An 18293-nucleotide genomic window follows, 5' to 3' on the forward strand; every position below is an offset into this window, starting at 1 on the left:
GCCGTCGGCTAGTACTTCCCCTTGCCGGGCGTACAGGGGACTTTCACCCCCAAGTCATCCCGAGGCACCACCCTCGGGAACAGCGCCACTCAGGCGCTGCGCGCCATGCCTGGCGCACACGCAAAAAAGCCCGCGAGCTTGGCTCGCGGGCTTTTTTGTGGCGCATCCATGGGCGGCTGCGTATTGGCTGGCTCAGACTGACTGACGACCTGCTTCCTCGACCAGCCAGTCGTGGACCGCGCGTATGCGACGATCGTCCAGCGCGCCAGGAGCGTGCACGATGCCATAGCGCTTGTCGGTGGCCACGCGTTGCGCGAACGGGGCCACCAGTTGCCCGGTCTTGAGCTCGTTGGTGATCAGCGTGCGGCGGGCGATGGCGACTCCCATGCCGTCGATGGCGGCTTCCATGGTCAGCTGGTTGCGATTGAAGGTGTAGCCGCGGCGCACGTTGACGTGACCGGCCTCGATCGCCTTGAGGTAATGCTCCCATTCGGCATAGTCGTGGCTGCCGCGCCAGGCCGTGATGTCGTGCAGCAGCGGATAGTAGGCCAGGTCGTCGGGTCGCGAGAGCGGCGGACGGCCGCGCATCAGCGCGGGCGCGCAGACCGGAAAGATCATCTCGTCCATCAGCGGGGTGATCGCAAGCCCGGGGTAGTGGCCGTCGTTGAGATCGATCGCCAGGTCGAAATCGCCGTCGCGCAGCGACAGGCTGCTGTCCTCGGCGGCAATGTGCAGTTCGATGTCGGGAAAGCGTGCCTGCAGCCTCGGCAGGCGCGGCATCAGCCATTTGGCCAGAAAGGAGGGCACCGCGCGCAGTCGCAGGATGCCGCTCATCAGCCCCGAGCGCAGCCGATGAACCTCGAGACCCACCGCCTGGTAGGCGTCGTCGACCACGCCGGCCAGGCGCCGGCCTTCGTCGGTGAGTTCCAGGCGGCGTGGCAGGCGGCGAAACAGCTTGAAGCCCAGCCGTTCCTCGAGCTGCTTGATCTGCTGGCTGACCGCGCCGGTGGTGACATGCAACTCCTCGGCGGCACGGGTGAACGACAGATGCCGCGCGCTGACCGCGAAGACCTTCAGCCAGGCGTGGGTCTGGGCATTGAGTGTTCGGCTCATGGTTTAGCTATTCTAAAAGATAGGCAAATTATTCTCGCTTGTACCTCATATACTCCCAGTTCAGGCTAGCGTCAAACCCGCCGGGCCAATCTTGGCTTTAGCGATATTGATCTTAAGCCTGTCATAGACAGGGGGAGGCAACGTGGCCATCAGCGTGTTCGACCTGTTCAAGATCGGCATCGGCCCCTCGAGTTCGCATACCGTCGGGCCGATGCGCGCCGCCAATGATTTTGTCGAGAGCCTGCGCGGCGCGGACCTGCTGGAGCGTGTTGCGCGCATCGAGGTGCAACTGTATGGATCGCTGTCGGCCACCGGCATCGGTCATGGCACCGACCGTGCGGTGATCATGGGGTTGATGGGCGAACGTCCCGAGCATATCGATCCAGCGATCATCTCGCCCTGTATCGAGGAGCTGCTCGAGGCGCAGGCCCTGCTGCTCGACGGTCGCCTGGCGACACCCTTCGTCTGGGCGCGCGACATGCAACTCTACGAGCACAGCTTGCCGCACCATCCCAATGCCATGCGGCTGATCGCCCACGGCCATGCCGGTGAGCTGTATCGAAACACCTACTACTCGGTGGGCGGCGGCTTCGTCATCGACGAGCGTCAGGCCCAGGCCGGCGAATTGGATAGCGACACGACCCGCTTGCCCTACGACTTCGATTCGGCCGCCGAACTGTTGGCGTTGTGCCGCCTTCACGGGTTGCGCATCAGCGAGCTGATGCTCGCCAACGAGCAGGCGTGGCGCGACGAGCAGACGATTCGCGACGGGCTGTGGCGAATCTGGGAAGCGATGCGCGCCTGCGTCGATCAGGGCTTTGACAAGGAGGGGATGCTGCCCGGCGGGCTCAACGTCAGACGCCGCGCCAAGCGACTGCATCAGCGGCTGATCGCCGTCGAGGACAGTCCCAGTCTGATCGCCTCGACGTTCTCGGCGATGGACTGGGTCAATGTCTTCGCCCTGGCGGTCAACGAGGAAAACGCCGCCGGCGGGCGCATGGTCACCGCGCCCACCAACGGCGCGGCGGGCATCATTCCCGCGGTGTTGCACTACTACATGAAGTTCCAGCCCGACGCCTGCGAGCGTGACGTGGTCGATTTCCTGCTTACCGCGGGGGCGGTGGGCATCCTGTGCAAGAAGAACGCCTCGATCTCGGGCGCCGAGGTCGGCTGTCAGGGCGAGGTCGGCTCGGCCTGCGCGATGGCCGCGGCGGGTCTCGCCGAACTCATGGGCGGCTCGCCCGAGCAGGTCGAGAACGCCGCGGAGATCGGCCTCGAGCACAACCTGGGCTTGACCTGCGACCCGATCGGCGGGCTGGTTCAGGTGCCCTGTATCGAGCGCAACGCGATCGCCTCGGTCAAGGCGATCAATGCCGCGCAGATGGCGATGCGCGGTGACGGCGAGCACTTCGTTTCGCTCGACAAGGCGATCCGCACCATGCGCGATACCGGCGCCGACATGCAGGACAAGTACAAGGAAACTTCGCGGGGCGGATTGGCGGTCAATGCCATCGAATGCTGATGGTCCCGCGTAGCGACTGCGAAGCCGCCTCAGTCAGGCTGTGCTGAAACGCACCGGCACGGATCGCCCATGAATTCGCCCCGCTCAGGCGGGGCGATCTCGTTGAGCCATCCGTCAAGCGCGGCGGGCTAGTCCCGCAGGCGCTGCAGCACCAGGCAGGCGTTGGTGCCGCCGAAGCCGAAGCTGTTGGACAGCACCCGCTCGAGCGTTACGTCGTCGCGGCGTTGAGTGACGATATCGAAGCCTTCGGCCTGATCGTCGAGGGTCTCGACATTGGCCGAGGCGGCCACGAAACCGTGCTTCATCATCAAAAGCGAATAAATCGTTTCCTGAACGCCGGTCGCGCCCAGCGAGTGGCCGGTCAGCGACTTGGTCGAGCTCATCGCTGGGGTGCGATCGCCGAATACCTCGCGGACCGCCTTGAGTTCGGCGACGTCGCCGACCGGCGTCGATGTGCCGTGGGTATTGATGTAGTCGATGCTGCCGTCGACCGTGGCCATGGCCTGGCGCATGCAGCGCGCCGCGCCTTCGCCGGAGGGCGCGACCATGTCGTAGCCGTCGGAGGTCGCGCCGTAGCCGACCACCTCGGCGTAGATTCTGGCGCCGCGCGCCCTGGCGTGCTCGAGCTCCTCGAGCACCACGATGCCGCCACCGCCGGCGATGACGAAGCCATCACGGCCCTTGTCGTAGGGCCGCGAGGCCTGCTCGGGGCGGTCATTGTAGCCGGTGGTCAGCGCGCCCATGGCGTCGAACAGGCACGATAGCGTCCAGTGCTCCTCTTCGCCGCCGCCGGCGAACACCACGTCCTGCTTGCCGAGCTGGATCTGCTCGACGGCATTGCCGATGCAGTGGGCGGAGGTCGCGCAGGCCGAGGAGATCGAATAATTGACCCCCTTGATCTGGAACGGCGTGGCCAGGCACGCCGACACGGTGCTGCCCATGGTGCGCGTGACCCGATAAGGGCCGACGCGGCGCAGGCCCTTTTCGCGCAACACGTCGGCGGCCTCGACCTGATTGGCGCTCGAGGCGCCGCCGGAGCCGGCGATCAGCCCGGTACGCTCGTTGGACACCTGCTCGGGGGTCAGCCCAGCGTCCTCGATGGCCTGGGCCATCGATACATAGGCGTAGGCGGCCGCGTCGCCCATGAAACGGCGCAGCTTGCGGTCGACCAGCGCATCCAGGTCGATGTCGACCACGCCGGCGACATGGCTGCGGAATCCGCGTTCGGCGTAGTCGTCCTTGAAGCGAATGCCGGAGCGGCCGCTTCTAAGGGCATCCAAAACCTGATGTTGGTCATTGCCGAGGCAGGAAACGATGCCCAGGCCGGTGACTACCACTCGTTTCATGGAAGCCTCCTGATCAGAAATTCGCGGTGGAGGTGAACAAGCCGACACGCAGGTCATTGGCCTGGTAGATGTCGCGACCGTCGACCGAGACGGTGCCGTCGGCGATGCCCAGGATCAACCGCCGGGTAATGATCCGCTTGAGGTTGATCCGGTAGGTGACCTTGTCGGCATCCGGCATGATCTGTCCCGAGAACTTGACCTCGCCGCAGCCCAGCGCGCGTCCGCGGCCCGGATGGCCCAGCCAGCCGAGGTAGAAGCCGACCAGCTGCCACATGGCATCCAGGCCAAGGCAGCCAGGCATCACCGGGTCGCCCCGAAAGTGGCAGTCGAAGAACCACAGGTCGGGGTGAATATCCAGTTCGGCGATCAACTCGCCCTTGTCGTACTCACCGCCGGCCTCGTGAATCTGCGTGATGCGATCGAGCATCAGCATGTTGGGAGCCGGTAGCTGGGCGTTGCCCGGGCCGAACAGTTCGCCGCGGCTGCACGCCAGCAGTTCTTCGTAGCTGAAAGAGTGTTGCTTGGTCACTGAGTCATTCCGAGAATCCGAGTTGTTGTGCCACGCACTCGGCGCAGACGGGGCTAGTTTACTGGCACCGCGAGGTGAATGCACGCCGGCCCCAAGGCTAGCGGGGGTGATGGCGTCGCGCAATGCCGACATTAGTGGCCTAGCAGCCTGTCGGACTTAACGCTGATCTGCTGCGAAACCCGGGCTTTCAGCCAATTTCATTCGCTCTGATTCGTTAAATAGCGCGCTATTCGCCTCATCAGATCGATCAACTTGTCTCGAAATCCGCTTTTCTCGCGACGATCGGTCAAATCCGACAGACTGCTAGCAGCTTGCGCCAGACTTGACGCGCGGGGCATGATGCCAGTATTTGTCGCGCGAATCCCACCTTCAAGACGAGCAGCCATGTGGCCCACCTTCACCCTTAATCGCCCGCTGACCTGGATGGGCCTGGCCGCCTTGGCGGCGATGAGCTGGCTGCCGCTGGTGTCGCTGCGCATGGCCGCGCTGGCCATGGTGATGGTGGCCCTGTTCGATGGCTGGCGCCAGGTCAAGCGCGAGCATCGTCGCCGTCAGCTCAGCGAAGAGGCGCTCAAGCTGTCCGGCGATGGAGTGATCATTACCGACCGGCACAACCGCATCATCAGCGTGAACCCGGCCTTCACCCAGATTACCGGCTACACCCGCGAGGAAGTGCTGGGGCTGGATGCCTCGACGCTGTCGTCCGGGCGCCACGACAAGGCCTTCTATGAACGCTACTGGCAGACCCTGGATGCCATCGGGCGCTGGGAAGGCGAAATCTGGAATCAGCGCAAGCATGGCGATCAGTACCCCGAATGGCTGCGGGTCCAGGCGTGCACCGGCGACAAGGGCCGGATCAGCCACTACGTCGGCCTGTTCACCGACATATCCCGGCACAAGGCGCGCGAACAGGACCTGCGGCGGATCGGCTTCGAGGACCCGTTGACCGGGTTGCCCAATCGCCGCCGGCTGCACGACCTGCTGACCTCGCGCCTTCACCGGCTGCGTGCCGGCGAGGGGCTGGACATGGCGCTGATCGACATCGACGGCTTCAAGGCGATCAACGACGGCCTGGGCGTCGATAGCGGCGATCGCCTGCTGGCGCGCTTCGGCCAGCGGCTGGCGGCCTTCGTCGCCGGTGGCGTCGTCGGCCGGCTGGGCGGCGACGAGTTCATGGTGATTCGTACCACCACCTTCGACGATCACGAAAAGTGGGTCGCCGGGCTGCGCGAGCATCTCAGCGAGCCGTTCGAGATCGACAACAGCTCGCTGCGCCTGGGCCTGACCATCGGCAGTTGCCGGGCGCCCGACGACGGCAACGATTCAGGGGTGCTATTCCAGCGCCTGGAGTCGGCGCTGTACTCGGCCAAGCGCCACGGCCGCAATCACGATCGGCGCTTTCGGCCCTCGCTGGAAGTCGCCGGCGACCGCCAGCTGGCGATGGTCAACGATCTGCGCCGTGCCCTGGCCCAGGGCGATCAACTGGAACTCTATTACCAGACCCAGCACCGTCTGAAAGACGGCGACATGGTCGGGCTGGAAGCGCTGTTGCGCTGGCGCCATCCCGAGCTGGGCATGGTCTCGCCGGGGGACTTCATTCCACTGGCCGAACGTCACGGTCTGATGACCGCGCTCGGCAACTGGGTCATCGAGCGGGCCGTCGCCCAACTGGCCAGTTGGTACGCCGGCGGCATGCCGCGGGTGCCGATCTGGGTCAATATCTCGGCGCTGCAGTTGATCCAGGGCGATCTCGAGGCGCGGCTTGCCACGGCACTGGCCCGGCACCGCATGCCGGCGCGCATGCTCGGCCTGGAGCTTACCGAATCGGTGCTGCTCGACGAGCGCGCGGGGGATATCTCGCCGCGCCTCGAGGCGCTGCGCGCCAAGGGCCACCCGATCGCCATCGACGACTTCGGTACCGGCTATTCCTCGATGGCCTACCTGAAACGCCTGCCGATCGACAAGCTCAAGCTCGATCGTGCCTTCATCCGGGCGTTGCCCGAGGATGTCGCCGATGCCGCCATCGTGTCTGCGGTGCTGGCGATGGCCGAAGGGCTGGGCCTCGAAGTGGTCGCCGAGGGCGTGGAGACCCAGGCCCAGCGCGATTTCCTGGTCGCCCACGGCTGCCCGATCACCCAGGGCTTCCTGTTCGCCCGGCCGGAGCCGGCCGAGGCCATCGAGGCGCGCTATCTGAAGGCCGCGTCGAGTGCTGCGCTCAAGTCCTCGTCGACGACCTGAGCGAGCGCTGGCGCAGACTCATGGCTGGCCGGTGAGCGGCCCGCGCCGTGCCCCGGGCTTGGCCAGCAGCAACTGGCAGGTGCCGATCGAACGCTCCAGAAAGCCGCCCTCGCAATAGCACAGGTAGTAGCGCCACAGACGGATGAAGCGCTCCTCGTAGCCGAGCCGGCGCACGCTTTCAAGATTGGCCTCGAAGCGCTCGCGCCACTCGCGCAGGGTGCGTGCATAGTGCGGACCGATCTCCTCGAGATCGAGCAGGTTGAATGTGGTGTGCCGCGCCAGCCCCGTGAGGATCGCGCTGTGCGACGGCAAAAAGCCGCCCGGAAACACATGGCGCTTGATGAAGTCGACCTCGCGCTTGGCGGCTTCGAAGCGCTGATCACGAATGGTGATCGCCTGCAGCGCGGCGAGGCCATCGTCGCTGAGCAGCCGATCCAGCGTCGCCAGGTAGGTGCCCAGGTACTGGTGGCCGACAGCCTCGACCATTTCCACCGAGACGAGCCGGTCGAAACGCCCCTCGAGCTGGCGATAATCCTGCTTCAGCAGCGTGATGCGATCCTCCAGCCCCTCCTCGGCGATGCGCCGGGCGACATACGCGTATTGTTCGGCGGAGAGGGTGGTGGTGGTGACGCGGCAGCCGCGGGTCCGGGCGGCATGGATCGCCAGCCCGCCCCAGCCGGTGCCGATTTCCAGCAGATGATGGTCGGCGCCGACATCGAGCGTGTCGAGCAGGCGTTCCAGCTTGCAGGTCGAGGCCTCCTCGAGACTCGCCTCGGCATGCGGGAACAGCGCGCTCGAATACATGCGATGACGGCGGTCGAGAAACAGCTCGAACAGCTCGTTGCCGATGTCGTAGTGGGCGCTGACGTTGCGGCGGGAACCGCGTGGCGTATTGCGCTTTAGCGTATGCCACGCGCCGGACAGCCAGCGGGCGAGTCGCGCGCTGCCGTTCTCGATCGAGCCGTTGACGCGCTCGAGGTTGGCGGCGAACAGCCGGATCAGCGTAACCAGGTCGTCGCTGTCCCAGTCGCCGTCCATGTAGGCCTCGCCGGCACCCACGGTGCCGCCCAGCGCCAGACGTCGCCAGGTGCGCTCGCGGTGCACGGTGACGCACGCCGCGAGCGGCCCGCCGCGGCCGAACTGGCGACACTCGCCGTCGGCCTCGATCAGCGTGATGTGTCCTCCTTCGAGTCGGTCGAGCTGGGTCAGCAGGCGTGGCTTTAGCCAGCACGCCAGCCGCTCGACGCCCGAGACGGAGGGCTTGGCGGGGCGTGGGGCGGGCGGGCGAAGCGAGGTCATGGCGAATTCTCCCGATGGCCGGAGCCGCGGCGGTGGCGAGTGTAGACCGGCGCGCGCTTGGCCCACAGGCGCAGCGCCTCGAAGTGAATCGCGGCGACGGTCTTGAGGCTCATCCACGGCTGGCGGGACAGCGTCTCGAGCAGTACCCGGCGGGTTGCCGGTCGTGCCGTCAACGTCAGGGTGGCGTCGAAATGGCGCGTGCCTGCCTGCCAGTTCTCCATGTGCAGGTAGAGGCGTTCACCGGGGGCGTTGAAGCGCCACCGGTAGTCCATGTCCATGGGATTGAACGGCGACACGTGCAGCGCCTTGGTGAACGTTGCACCGTGCAGATGACGGGCAGGATCGACGGCACAGGCGTAGACGTGGCGTTCGCCCCAGGGCGTGTTGGTGACCTCGCCGAGGACCGCGCGCAGTCGCTCGTGGCGGTCATAGGCGTAGTAGAGGGTGAGCGGATTGAAGGTCACGCCGCACAGCCGCAACTGGGCGAGCATGCACACCCGGCCATCCGCCGCCGCGGCCAGGTCGCCGCCCAGCTCGCTGGCCAGGCGCTCCTATACCGCCTGCTTGAGCGGTCGGTCGTGAGGGCCGAGGTAGTCCTCGCGGCGAAAGCGCGCCGCACCCAGCGCCGTGTTCAGATCGACGCCGCCTGCGTCGCGACGGATGCGCGAGACCGCGCAGCGCTGATGAATGCGCTCGGCGTAGCGTCGGGTCAGCGCCGGAATATAGCGGCTCGAGCCACCGGTCAGGGTCCGCCACTGCGGCCGGTCGCTGAGCGACAACAAGCCATGGTTGCGAAAGAAGCGCACGAAGAACGCCACCGGAAAGCGCGTCAGTTCGCTGATGCTCGCCGACCAGATGGCTGCGCCCATGGGCAGCAGATAATACCTGCGGAAGGCGTCGCCAAAACCGGCGGCGTCGAGATACTCGCCCAGCGTGATGGTCGGATCGAGCCGTCCGGCGTCGAGATCGTCGCTGGCCGCGCGATTGAAGCGCAGGATGTCGCCGAGCAGGCGATAGAAGGGCGGGCTGACGAGATTGCGGCGCTGGGCGAACAGCGAGCGCAGGGAATGACCATTGTATTCGAAGTCGCGGTGGGCCTCGTGCACCGAGAAGCTCATTTCGGTGGCTTGGGAGGCGACATCCAGCTCTGCCAGCAGGCGCTGGAAGTGGGGATAGGTGCGGTCGTTGAAGACGATGAAGCCGGTATCGATGGCATAATCGCGACCCGCCAGCGATACCTCGACGGTGGCGGTGTGTCCGCCCAGGCGCGGCGCGGCTTCGAACAGCGAGACCCGATGCTGCGCCGACAGGTAATGGGCGGCGCTCAGGCCGCTGATCCCGCTGCCGATCACGGCGATGCGTTGCCCGCTGGCCATTACGCGCCCGCCTGCGTACGACGCTTGCGCCCGGCGATGCGCCGCCCCAGGCGCAGGCGCAGCCCCGGCGGCAGGCTGCCCAGCAGCTTGATCAGATATGTGAAACGGCGCGGGAAATGCACGTCCAGGTCGCGCCGCTCGAGACCTTCGAGAATCGCATCGACGGCGCTATCGGCGTCGAGGCGCAGGGGCATGGCGAAATCGTTGCGCGCGGTGAGCGGGGTCTCGACGAAGCCGGGGTGAATCACGCTGACGTCGATCGCCTCGTCGGCCAGGTCGATGCGCAGCGACTCGAGGAAATGGCTGAGCGCGGCCTTGGACGCGCCATAGGCTTCGGCCCGTGGCAGCGGCAGGTAGGCCGCGGCGCTGGATACCGCGGCCAGTAGTGGCCGGCCGGCGTGCTCGTCGCGGGCGCGGCGCAGCAACGGCAGGCCGGCGTCGATGACCTTCAGCGCGCCGTGCAGGTTGACCTCCAGCACGCGCTCGATCAGCGCCAGGTCGAAGTGGCGAGCGTCGAGATATTCGCAGGTACCCGCGTCGTGGAGCAGCAGGTCGAGGCCGGCGAAGGCCGTGTCGATGCGGCGGGCGGCCTCGGCGACCGAGCCGTGGTCGGTGATGTCGCAGGGCACGACCAGTGCGTCGGGGTAGCCGCTGGCCAGTCGCTCGAGCGGCTCGCGACGCCGCGCGCTGAGCGCCACGCGGTGGCCCTGCGCGAGCAGTCGCCGGGCCAGCGCCAGGCCGATGCCCGAGCTGGCGCCGGTCAGCCAGATGCGCCGCTGTCCGCTCAATACTGTCATCTCGATCCTCCTCATCAGCGGGGCGCTCGACGAGCGAGCTGCGGTTCAGGCCAGGCGCCGCTTGAGCCAGCGAATAGCCGTACCGAACAATGGCAGGTGCTCATAGAGCAGGGCGCCGGCATCGAAGTAGTCGTGGTGTTCGCAGACCCGATCGCCCCGGAAGCGCAATCGCGAACAGCCCTCTACCGCTACCTTACGGCCGCTGGCCAGCTTTGGATGCACCAGGGTCAAGGTCCAGCAGACGAACGCCTGATCGGCGTGTCGCTGACGCTGGGTAAACTCGAAATGGATGTATTCGAGCCTGGCGTAGAGCGCGTCGAAGTAGCCGGTCAGTGCCGCGAGGCCGTCGATCCGCTGGAATGGATCGATGAAGCGGATATCCTCAGTGTAAATCTCGGGCAGATTCTTTGTACAGCTTTTGTCCAATTTTTTGTAGAAGGTGCAAAAGGCCTCCAATGGCGGGTCGATGACCATCGCTTTCTCCTTGTCGTATTAAGACGGTGCGCCGCCTTGCGCCGGCGGGTCAGACGTTGGCAAGCGCCTTGAAGGCGTCGAGCGCCCGCAGGCGAGCGGCCTTGTGATCGACGATCGGCGCCGGGTAGCCGTTGGTGCCGAGGCCATCGCGCGGCGGGGCGTGGCGTGCCCTGGCCGGCAAGTCGGCGAGCTCGGGCAGGTAGTGCGCGATGAATCGGCCGTCGGGATCGAAGCGGCTGGCCTGAGTGGTGGGGTTGAAGATGCGGAAATAGGGCGCCGCATCGGTGCCCGTGGAGGCCGCCCACTGCCAGCCGCCATTGTTGGCGGCGAACTCGCCGTCGACCAGGTGACCCAGGAAGAACGCCTCGCCACGCCGCCAGTCGATCAACAGGTGCTTGGTCAGGAACATCGCCGTCACCATGCGCAGGCGATTGTGCATCCAGCCGGTCTGCACCAGCTGGCGCATCGCTGCGTCGACCAGCGGATAGCCGGTACGCCCCTCGCACCAGGCGGCGAAATTCGCGTCGTCGTGACGCCAGGCGAGCTTGTCGGTATGCGTCTGGAAGGGCCGGTAACGGCACACCTCGGGAAAGCCGACGACGATGTGCTGGTAGAACTCGCGCCACACCAGCTCATTGATCCAGCTGGTCAGTCCCTTGTCGCCATCGCCGAGATGACCGTCGTTCTCGCTCATCGCAGCCTGCAGGCACTGGCGCGGCGAGAGCATGCCCAGCGCCAGGTAGGGCGACAGCTCGCTGGTACCGGCCAGCGCCGGACGGTCGCGTTGTTCGGCGTAGTGGCGCGCACGAAAGCGCAGAAAACGCGCCAGCCGGTCGGCGGCGGCTTCCTGGCCGGCGGGCCACAGCGCGGCATCGACCGGGCGCTCCGGGTATTCGGGCGCCTCGGGCAGGGGATCGCCGGCGATCGGCTGGCGAGTCTGGGGAGCGGGCGTATCGCGCAGCGCCAGGCGCGCGGCGTCGATGCGGCGGTGCCAGGCCTTGGCGAACGGCGTGAAGACCCGGTAGTAATCGCCCTGGCCGCTAAGCAGTTCGCCCGGTTCGAAGGCCAGCCCGTCGGTGTAGCCGTGCACGCTGAGCCCGATCGCCTGGCAGGCGTCGCCCACCGCGGCGTCGCGGCGACGCTCGTCGAGCGGGTATTCGCGATTGAAGTGCAGCGCCTCGGCATGGTGTTCGCGGGCCAGCGCGACGAGCGCCTGCGGCGCGGCCTCGAAGCGCCCGATGTCGCGCTGGACGAGCGGAATGTTGAGCCCGGCCAGGGCGTCGCGCAGCGCCTTTACACCGCGGCGCAGGAAATCGATCTTGTTGGCGCCGTGGCCATGCCCGCGCCACTGCTCGGGGCAGTGCAGGAAGACCGCGATCACCGGGCCGCGCCGAGCTGCGGCGGCCAGCGCGGTGTTGTCGAGGGTGCGCAGGTCGCTGCGAAACCACATCAATTGGCGGGCCATTGACGCCTCCTGTCGCCGGCATGGGCCGGCTGGGTCAGTCGAGTATATTGCGCAGACGCTCGATCGCCGCGACCGGCATGTCGCCGAGGGGCTGGATGACGCTGGTTTCGAGCTCGGTCGCGCGTATGTGTGTGACCGGGCCGGCCAGGCAGAGCGGCGCCTTGAGCTGCCCGGCGAGCCGCGGCAGGTGGCGGCGCATCAGTTCGTTGCCTTCGGCGCGGTCGCTGGTCAACAGCAGCGCGGCGGCACCCAGGCGTTCCATGACCAGCGTCCACTCGCCGAGCGGCGCCGGCGTGTCGAACAGCTGGATGCGGTAGCCGGCGGCGCTGGCAGCCAGCGCCAGCAAGAGTACGCCCAGCCGGTCGGCCTCGTCGGATAGCCGCGAGAGCAACAGCAAGGGTCCATGCACGTACTGATTGGCGTGATACAGGCGCGTTCCGACACGCGTGCGCAGAAAGCTTTCCAGCAGCTGGCGCTGCACGGCGGCGCCCAACTGGTCATGCCAGCGCTCCTCGAGTTGCTTGACGACCGGCTGCCAGATCTCCATCAGGCAGACCTCGGCGGGATAGAGCGCCAGGGCCTGGTTGAACAACCCTTCGAGGCCCTGCACATCGAGCGCCTCGACCACCGCTATCCATTGCTGGCGCTGGCCGACCCAGTCGCCCTCGTCGATCGCGATCTGCTCGGTCTTGTCGGGACGGTCGAGCAGATCGCGCACCTGGCTGACCGGTACGCCGCGGTCGAGCCAATGGAGAATGCGCTCGACGCGCTGGATGTCCTCGCGGGCGTAGAGCCGGTGCCCCTTGGGGGTGCGTTGCGGGCGGATCAAGCCATAGCGGCGCTCCCAGGCGCGCAGCGTCACCGCGTTGACGCCGGTCAAGCGCGAGACTTCGCGAATCGGATACAGCGCCGAGCCGGCGTGTCCCATGGGCTGGTCATTGATCATGCGCACGCGTGTCCCTAGCTGTCTGGCGATACCGCCTCTGGTCCCGGAAGCGGTCGTGTCCTGTACATAGCGGCGATGCCGACAGGAGTGGATTAAGAGTTATACAAAATAATGGCTTTGTACAACTGTTCCCGTTTATATGGCTGATGCGGCGTCGGCCTGCACTGGCCTGCACTAGGCGTGGCTGGGCAAGTGCGACGGCCACTGACTAGACTATCAGAGACGTACAATAGCCGTATAACTCGACACGCACCGAATCGCGGCAGAGGCTCGCTCAGCCAGGCATCCGCCCGCAGCGTTCGATACGTGTCGCCGGTTCATCCGCGACGCCGCCGTCGCGTCGCGATACAGGCAACGACAGGAGGCGCCATGCGTATTCTGATCACGGGAGGCAGCGGCTTCGTGGGGCGGCTACTCTGCCGGCGACTGGCGCGAGACGGCCACGAGCTGATGGTCCTGTCGCGAACGCCGGATTCGGCCAGGCAGGGGCTGCCCGAAGGCTGCGACATTCGCGACACGGTGGCCGCCTTCGCCCAGCGCGAGCCCGAGGCGATCGTCAATCTGGCCGGCGAGCCGATCGCCGGCAAGCGCTGGAGCGAGGCCCAGAAGCGGCGATTGTTCGACTCGCGGCTGAGCGTCACCCAGCAACTGGTGGATCTGTGCCGACAGTCGAGCACGCCGCCGCGGGTGATGATCTCGGGTTCGGCGATGGGCTATTACGGCGACCAGGGCCAGCGTGCCGTGGACGAGACGACCTCGCCCAACGAGGAATTTGCGCACCGCTTGTGCGCCCAGTGGGAAGCCAAGGCTCACGAGGCCGAGCGCCATGGCGTGCGAGTCGTGCTGCTGCGCACCGGATTGGTGCTCGATGCCGGCGGCGGGGCGCTGGCCAAGCTGCTGCCGGCGTTCAGGATGGGCCTGGGTGGACGTTTCGGCGACGGCCGTCAGTTCATGCCGTGGATCCACCGCGAGGATCACGTACGCAGCATCGAGTTCCTGCTCGATCACGATACCCTGAGCGGTGCCTTCAATGCCTCGGCGCCGCACCCGGTGCGCAACGCCGAATTCGCCGCCACCCTGGCCCGGCAATTACACCGCCCGGCACTGATGCCGGTGCCGGCACCGCTGCTGCAGCTGGGCCTGGGCGAGATGTCGCACCTGTTGCTGAGCGGCGCCGACATGCGCCCGCGGCGGTTGCTCGACGCCGGTTTCCGCTTCAATTACGAGACCCTCGACGCGGCGCTGGCCGATATTCTCCGGCGCGGGCGCGCGGCGGCTTAGTTGCTCGCCACGCCGCTGCCGGTCGTCAGCGGCGGGTCTCGCGGTCGACGGTGACGATCACCCGCACGCCGTCCAGGCGCAGCCGCGCGCCCTCGATCGCCGCATCGAGGGCCTGACGCTCGTTGCGCAGCGCATCGAGTTCGTCCTGGCGCACCGCGGGGTTGTGACGCGCCAGGGCCTGCAGCCGTGACAGCTCGTCGTCGAGCACGCCGCGCATGCGTTGCTGGGCGGCCTCGACGATCGTCGGCAGCTCGCGCTCGGCCTCGAGCTCGCCTTTTTCCAGCAGCTCGCGCAGCTGAGCGTGGCGCGACTTGATCAGGTCGCGGGCGACCGCCTTCTTGACTTTCTGCAGGTTCTTGGCCAGCCCGCTGAACGAGACCTTGGCGGACAAATTGGCGCCGGATTCGTCGAGCAGCACGCGCACCGCGGTGGGCGGCAGGAAGCGATCGACGTGCAGGCGTTTGGGGGCCGGGCAATCGGTGACGAAGACCAGCTCGGCCATCAGCCGCCCGGCGGGGATCGATGGATGATCGAGCAGCGCCAGCGCGGTGTTGCCCAGCGTGCCGGTGAGAATCCGGCCCATCAGTTCGCGGATCAATGGATGTTCCCACGACAGATGCTGGACGTCGTCGCGGGCCAGTGCCCGCTCGCGGGAACGGGTCGCGGTAAAGCCCTCCTCACCCTTGGCCAGCCCCGGCAGGCCGTCGAGCATGTGCGGCCCGGCGCGCAGGTGGACGAGCTGGCTGCCGAGCTCCTGGCTGTCGACGCCGAAGATATCCAACGCCTGATCCAGGTAGCGCGGCAGCGCGCGGTCGGCGTCGAGTTCGCGGATCGACGCGGCGACCGTTGCGGCGCGCTCACCGCGGCAGGCGTTGAGCTCGAGCAGGCGGTTGCGCCCGGCATCGCGCTCGGCCAGGCGGGTCTCGAACAGCGCGCGGGTCTCGTCGATCACCGCCTCGAGGGCGTCGTCGTCGAGCAGCGCTTCGGCCAGCGCGTCGCCGAACGCCGCGTAGAGTTCGCTGCCCACGCCGTGCGGCGCGTCGAAGGCATCCATGCCCTCGCGATACCAGCGCAACAGCCGCTCACCGGGGCTGCCGGCGAACACCGGCACGTGGATCTCGATGGCGTGGCGCTGGCCGATGCGATCGAGGCGACCGATGCGCTGCTCGAGCTGGTCGGGCAACTGGGGCAGGTCGAACATCACCAGGTGGCGGCAGAACTGGAAGTTGCGCCCCTCGGAGCCGATCTCCGAGCACACCATGACCTGGCTGCCGTCCTCCTCGTCGGCGAAGGACGCCGCGGCGCGGTCGCGCTCGACCAGCGTCAGCCCTTCGTGGAACACCGGCGCATGGATGCCGCCGAGCACGCGCAGCGCCTCGGCCAGCTCGACGGCGGTGGCGCGGTCGTGGGCAATCACCAGCGTCTTGTCGCGGCCGACCCCGGTGAGGTGTTCAAGCAGCCAGGTGACGCGCGGGTCGATCTGCCACCAGGGCTCGGCATTGAACGGATCGTCGCCCGGCGAAACGTCGCTCAGCGCGCGGTAGGTGGTGTCGAGATAGAGCATGAGATCGGGGTGGTCGAGGCCGGTCTCGATCAGCAGCTCGTCGAGGTGGTCCTCGTCGCGCTCGAGCTTGCGCAGCACCCGGCGATAGGCCGAGGGCGCCTCGAGCCGGGCGACGTGCAGGTGGCGCGGGGGAAAGCCGCCGACGTGGCGCCGACTGTTGCGAAACATCACTCGGCCGGTGCCGTGGCGGTCGAGCAACTGCTCGCGCAGCTGAGCGCGGGCGGAGCGCTGCTGGGCGGCGTCGCTCTGCGGGTCGGCCAGGGTCGCGAGCAGCGCCTGGCTGTCGGCATCGTCGATCACCGCGGCGGCGCTGGATTGCGCCGCGGCGTCGCCGGGCAACCGCTCGAGCGCGTCGATCGCCTCGGCGACCTGTACGTAGCCGGCCTCTTCGGCGCGAAAGCGCGCCAGGTCATGATAGCGGTCGGGGTCGAGCAGACGCAGCCGGGCGAAGTGGCTGTGCATGCCCATCTGCTCGGGAGTGGCGGTGAGCAGCAGCAGGCCGGGCACGGCGCGCGCCAGGCGCTCCACGCAGTCGTAGCCGGGGCCGCTGGCCGCCGGCGACCAGTCGAGATGGTGGGCCTCGTCGACGATCAGCAGGTCCCAGGCGCAGGCCTCGGCCTGGCGTTGGCGGTGCGGGTTGGCGAACAGCCATTGCTGGCTGGCCAGGATCAGCTGGCCGGCGTCGAACGGATTGGCCTCGCCGTGGGCCTGGCTCTGCTGCTCGTCGAGCAGCGTGACATCCAGGGCGAAGCGCCGCAGCAGCTCGACCAGCCATTGGTGGGTCAGACTGTCGGGGACCAGGATCAGCGCGCGCTCGGCGCGCCCGTTGAGCAGCAGGCGGTGCAGGATCAGCCCGGCTTCGATGGTCTTGCCCAGGCCGACCTCGTCGGCGAGCAGCACCCGCGGGGCGTGACGCCGCGAGACTTCGTCGGCGATGTACAGCTGGTGGGGGATCAGGTCGATCTTGGGTCCGGCCAGGCCGAGCGCCGGATTCTGGCTGATGCGATGATGATGGTGCAGGGTGCGAAAGCGCAGGTCGAACCAGTCGTTGCGGTCGACCTGACCGGTCAGCAACCGGTCGCGGGCCTGGTTGAACGGCATGCGGTCGGAGAGCTCGGTCTCGGAGAGTTCGTGCCACTCGCCGGCAGCGTCCTGGCCGATATAGACCACCAGGCCGTCGCGCTCCTTGGAGTCGTCGACGCTCAGCTGGCTGCCGTCGGCGGACTCGATACGGTCGCCGCTGCCGAACATCACCCGGGTCAGCGGCGCCTGGCGCACGCTGTAGGTGCGCGTCTCCTGGCTGGCCGCGAAAAGCACGGTGACGCTGCGCGCATCGACGTTGAGGATGGTGCCCAGGCCCAGGTCGGCCTCGCCGTCGCTGATCCAGCGCTGACCGGGAATGAATTCGCTCATGGTGCCTCGGATGCTCAGGAATACGGTGCGTTGCGTCCCGGCCGCCGGCGATGGCGGGCGGCCGGTCGGCGACGGGGCGCGTATGGTACAGCAATCTCCAGCGGCAATTAAGCGCTTAACGGTCGAGCCAGGCGTCGAGCTGGGCGCGGCCGAATTCGCCGACATGGCGGGTCAGCAGCCTGCCGTCGGCCGAATAGAACAACGTGGTCGGTAATCCGGGGGCCTGGCTGAGCGCTGTCAGCCGCTGACGCGGGTCGAGCAGCGTCAGCGGCAGGTCCAGGGCCTGTCGGTCCAGGTAGCGCGCGACCTCGAGCAGGCTCTCGCCCTGGTTGACCGTCACCACCCGCACATCGCCGCGCTGCGCAGCCTCGGCGAGCAGCGCCAGCTCACGCCGACAGGCCGGGCAGCCACTGGCCCAGAGGTTGATCAGCAGCGGCTTGTCCGCGAGCTCGGCAAGTGCCACCCGGTCGCCGTCGAGCGCGTCGAGAGTGATGGTGGGCAAGCGTTGCAGGGTGGCCTCCGAAGCGAGCGGTTGCCAGGCCATCAGCCCGGCCCACAACCCGGCAGCAACGATCAGCAGGCCCTGGGCGGTGAATGCCTGGCGAGGCCGGCGACGCAGCGACCACGACGTCCAGGCCGCGCCGGCCAATAAGCCCGCGAGCGGCAGATAGCCGGGTTGCCACAGCTTGAAGGCATCGAGCGGCGCGGCGCGATAGCTGTCGGCATGGAGCAGCACGTAGCCCAGCCGCGCGCCAAACAGCGCAGCGAGCAACAGGCCGTTGAACCAGCGGCCGCGTTGCGTGGCGGGCAGGCGCAGCAGCAATGCGCTGGCGAGCAGCAGCGACCCGGCGCTGACGAAGGCGTACAGGCGCGGCAGGGCGATGAGCAATGGCCCGAGGGCGATGGCGTCCATGAGCGACAAGGTTCCAT

Annotated in this window: 15 protein-coding genes and 1 pseudogene; 3 read left to right on the forward strand and 13 right to left on the reverse strand. The window is 67.4% G+C overall.

Annotated features, from left to right (window positions below; all coding sequences use genetic code 11):
- Positions 1–192: 192 nt before the first annotated feature.
- A complete protein-coding gene (locus K7I12_RS13090) occupies positions 193–1113 on the reverse strand; it encodes a LysR substrate-binding domain-containing protein (RefSeq protein ID WP_031382410.1) in 921 nt (306 codons plus the stop codon).
- 142 nt (positions 1114–1255) lie between these two features.
- Between K7I12_RS13090 and K7I12_RS13095 the strand changes: the two genes are divergently transcribed.
- A complete protein-coding gene (locus K7I12_RS13095) occupies positions 1256–2635 on the forward strand; it encodes an L-serine ammonia-lyase (protein WP_231664384.1) in 1380 nt (459 codons plus the stop codon).
- 128 nt (positions 2636–2763) lie between these two features.
- On the opposite strand, the gene fabB is transcribed toward K7I12_RS13095, so the two are convergent.
- The 3 genes from fabB to K7I12_RS13110 all read right to left on the reverse strand — a co-directional run bounded on the left by fabB (position 2764) and on the right by K7I12_RS13110 (position 4896).
- Positions 2764–3981, reverse strand: coding sequence for a beta-ketoacyl-ACP synthase I (gene fabB, locus K7I12_RS13100; protein ID WP_231664385.1), 1218 nt, complete (start codon positions 3979–3981; stop codon positions 2764–2766).
- Between the two features lie 13 nt (positions 3982–3994).
- Positions 3995–4510 (reverse strand): 3-hydroxyacyl-[acyl-carrier-protein] dehydratase FabA, encoded by a 516-nt coding sequence (fabA, locus tag K7I12_RS13105; RefSeq protein ID WP_031382413.1) that lies wholly within the window; start codon positions 4508–4510, stop codon positions 3995–3997.
- Positions 4511–4707: 197 nt separating this feature from the next.
- Positions 4708–4896, reverse strand: coding sequence for a hypothetical protein (locus tag K7I12_RS13110; RefSeq protein WP_150113065.1), 189 nt, complete (start codon positions 4894–4896; stop codon positions 4708–4710).
- On the opposite strand from K7I12_RS13110, the gene K7I12_RS13115 reads away from it, so the two are divergent.
- Positions 4895–6748 carry a putative bifunctional diguanylate cyclase/phosphodiesterase gene (locus tag K7I12_RS13115; RefSeq protein WP_031382414.1) on the forward strand — a complete coding sequence of 618 codons (1854 nt, stop codon included), beginning with the start codon at positions 4895–4897 and terminating at the stop codon, positions 6746–6748. The genes K7I12_RS13110 and K7I12_RS13115 overlap by 2 nt on opposite strands.
- Positions 6749–6766: 18 nt before the next feature.
- On the opposite strand, the gene K7I12_RS13120 is transcribed toward K7I12_RS13115, so the two are convergent.
- From K7I12_RS13120 to K7I12_RS13150, 7 genes and pseudogenes are all read right to left on the reverse strand, one after another.
- Complete coding sequence (locus K7I12_RS13120; RefSeq protein ID WP_031382415.1) at positions 6767–8047, reverse strand: SAM-dependent methyltransferase; 1281 nt, start codon at positions 8045–8047, stop codon at positions 6767–6769.
- On the reverse strand, positions 8044–8592 hold the full coding sequence (locus tag K7I12_RS13125; protein WP_442908058.1) for a DUF1365 domain-containing protein: 549 nt from the start codon (positions 8590–8592) through the stop codon (positions 8044–8046). The genes K7I12_RS13120 and K7I12_RS13125 overlap by 4 nt, the downstream gene beginning before the upstream one ends.
- A 60-nt stretch (positions 8593–8652) precedes the next feature.
- Positions 8653–9423, reverse strand: a pseudogene (locus tag K7I12_RS13130) (NAD(P)/FAD-dependent oxidoreductase); the annotation flags it as partial.
- Complete coding sequence (locus tag K7I12_RS13135) at positions 9423–10220, reverse strand: SDR family NAD(P)-dependent oxidoreductase (RefSeq protein WP_031382418.1); 798 nt, start codon at positions 10218–10220, stop codon at positions 9423–9425. The gene K7I12_RS13135 and the pseudogene K7I12_RS13130, both read right to left, overlap by 1 nt.
- A gap of 45 nt (positions 10221–10265) precedes the next feature.
- Entirely contained in the window at positions 10266–10694 is a 429-nt protein-coding gene (locus K7I12_RS13140; protein WP_031382419.1) for a nuclear transport factor 2 family protein, read from the reverse strand.
- A gap of 49 nt (positions 10695–10743) precedes the next feature.
- Positions 10744–12159, reverse strand: coding sequence for a deoxyribodipyrimidine photo-lyase (gene phrB / locus K7I12_RS13145; protein ID WP_031382420.1), 1416 nt, complete (start codon positions 12157–12159; stop codon positions 10744–10746).
- Between the two features lie 34 nt (positions 12160–12193).
- Complete coding sequence (locus K7I12_RS13150; RefSeq protein ID WP_231664386.1) at positions 12194–13105, reverse strand: MerR family transcriptional regulator; 912 nt, start codon at positions 13103–13105, stop codon at positions 12194–12196.
- Between the two features lie 369 nt (positions 13106–13474).
- On the opposite strand from K7I12_RS13150, the gene K7I12_RS13155 reads away from it, so the two are divergent.
- Positions 13475–14386, forward strand: a complete 912-nt coding sequence (locus K7I12_RS13155) for a TIGR01777 family oxidoreductase (protein WP_031382422.1) — start codon at positions 13475–13477, stop codon at positions 14384–14386.
- Positions 14387–14411: 25 nt separating this feature from the next.
- On the opposite strand, the gene rapA is transcribed toward K7I12_RS13155, so the two are convergent.
- On the reverse strand, positions 14412–17363 hold the full coding sequence (gene rapA, locus K7I12_RS13160) for an RNA polymerase-associated protein RapA (protein WP_031382423.1): 2952 nt from the start codon (positions 17361–17363) through the stop codon (positions 14412–14414).
- Positions 17364–17478: 115 nt separating this feature from the next.
- A complete protein-coding gene (locus K7I12_RS13165; protein WP_231664387.1) occupies positions 17479–18276 on the reverse strand; it encodes a TlpA family protein disulfide reductase in 798 nt (265 codons plus the stop codon).
- Positions 18277–18293 lie beyond the last annotated feature (17 nt).

The organism is Halomonas sp. IOP_31 (genome assembly GCF_021151495.1).
Lineage (GTDB): Bacteria > Pseudomonadota > Gammaproteobacteria > Pseudomonadales > Halomonadaceae > Modicisalibacter > Modicisalibacter zincidurans.

Excerpts from the sequence above, each read along its gene's own strand:
- K7I12_RS13090 (WP_031382410.1), bottom strand. The coding sequence starts at position 1,113 with ATGAGCCGAACACTCAATGCCCAGACCCACGCCTGGCTGAAGGTCTTC.
- fabB (WP_231664385.1), bottom strand. The coding sequence starts at position 3,981 with ATGAAACGAGTGGTAGTCACCGGCCTGGGCATCGTTTCCTGCCTCGGC.
- K7I12_RS13115 (WP_031382414.1), top strand. The coding sequence starts at position 4,895 with ATGTGGCCCACCTTCACCCTTAATCGCCCGCTGACCTGGATGGGCCTG.
- K7I12_RS13110 (WP_150113065.1), bottom strand. The coding sequence starts at position 4,896 with ATGGCTGCTCGTCTTGAAGGTGGGATTCGCGCGACAAATACTGGCATC.
- K7I12_RS13120 (WP_031382415.1), bottom strand. The coding sequence starts at position 8,047 with ATGACCTCGCTTCGCCCGCCCGCCCCACGCCCCGCCAAGCCCTCCGTC.
- K7I12_RS13135 (WP_031382418.1), bottom strand. The coding sequence starts at position 10,220 with ATGACAGTATTGAGCGGACAGCGGCGCATCTGGCTGACCGGCGCCAGC.
- K7I12_RS13140 (WP_031382419.1), bottom strand. The coding sequence starts at position 10,694 with ATGGTCATCGACCCGCCATTGGAGGCCTTTTGCACCTTCTACAAAAAA.
- phrB (WP_031382420.1), bottom strand. The coding sequence starts at position 12,159 with ATGGCCCGCCAATTGATGTGGTTTCGCAGCGACCTGCGCACCCTCGAC.
- K7I12_RS13150 (WP_231664386.1), bottom strand. The coding sequence starts at position 13,105 with ATGATCAATGACCAGCCCATGGGACACGCCGGCTCGGCGCTGTATCCG.
- K7I12_RS13155 (WP_031382422.1), top strand. The coding sequence starts at position 13,475 with ATGCGTATTCTGATCACGGGAGGCAGCGGCTTCGTGGGGCGGCTACTC.
- rapA (WP_031382423.1), bottom strand. The coding sequence starts at position 17,363 with ATGAGCGAATTCATTCCCGGTCAGCGCTGGATCAGCGACGGCGAGGCC.
- K7I12_RS13165 (WP_231664387.1), bottom strand. The coding sequence starts at position 18,276 with ATGGACGCCATCGCCCTCGGGCCATTGCTCATCGCCCTGCCGCGCCTG.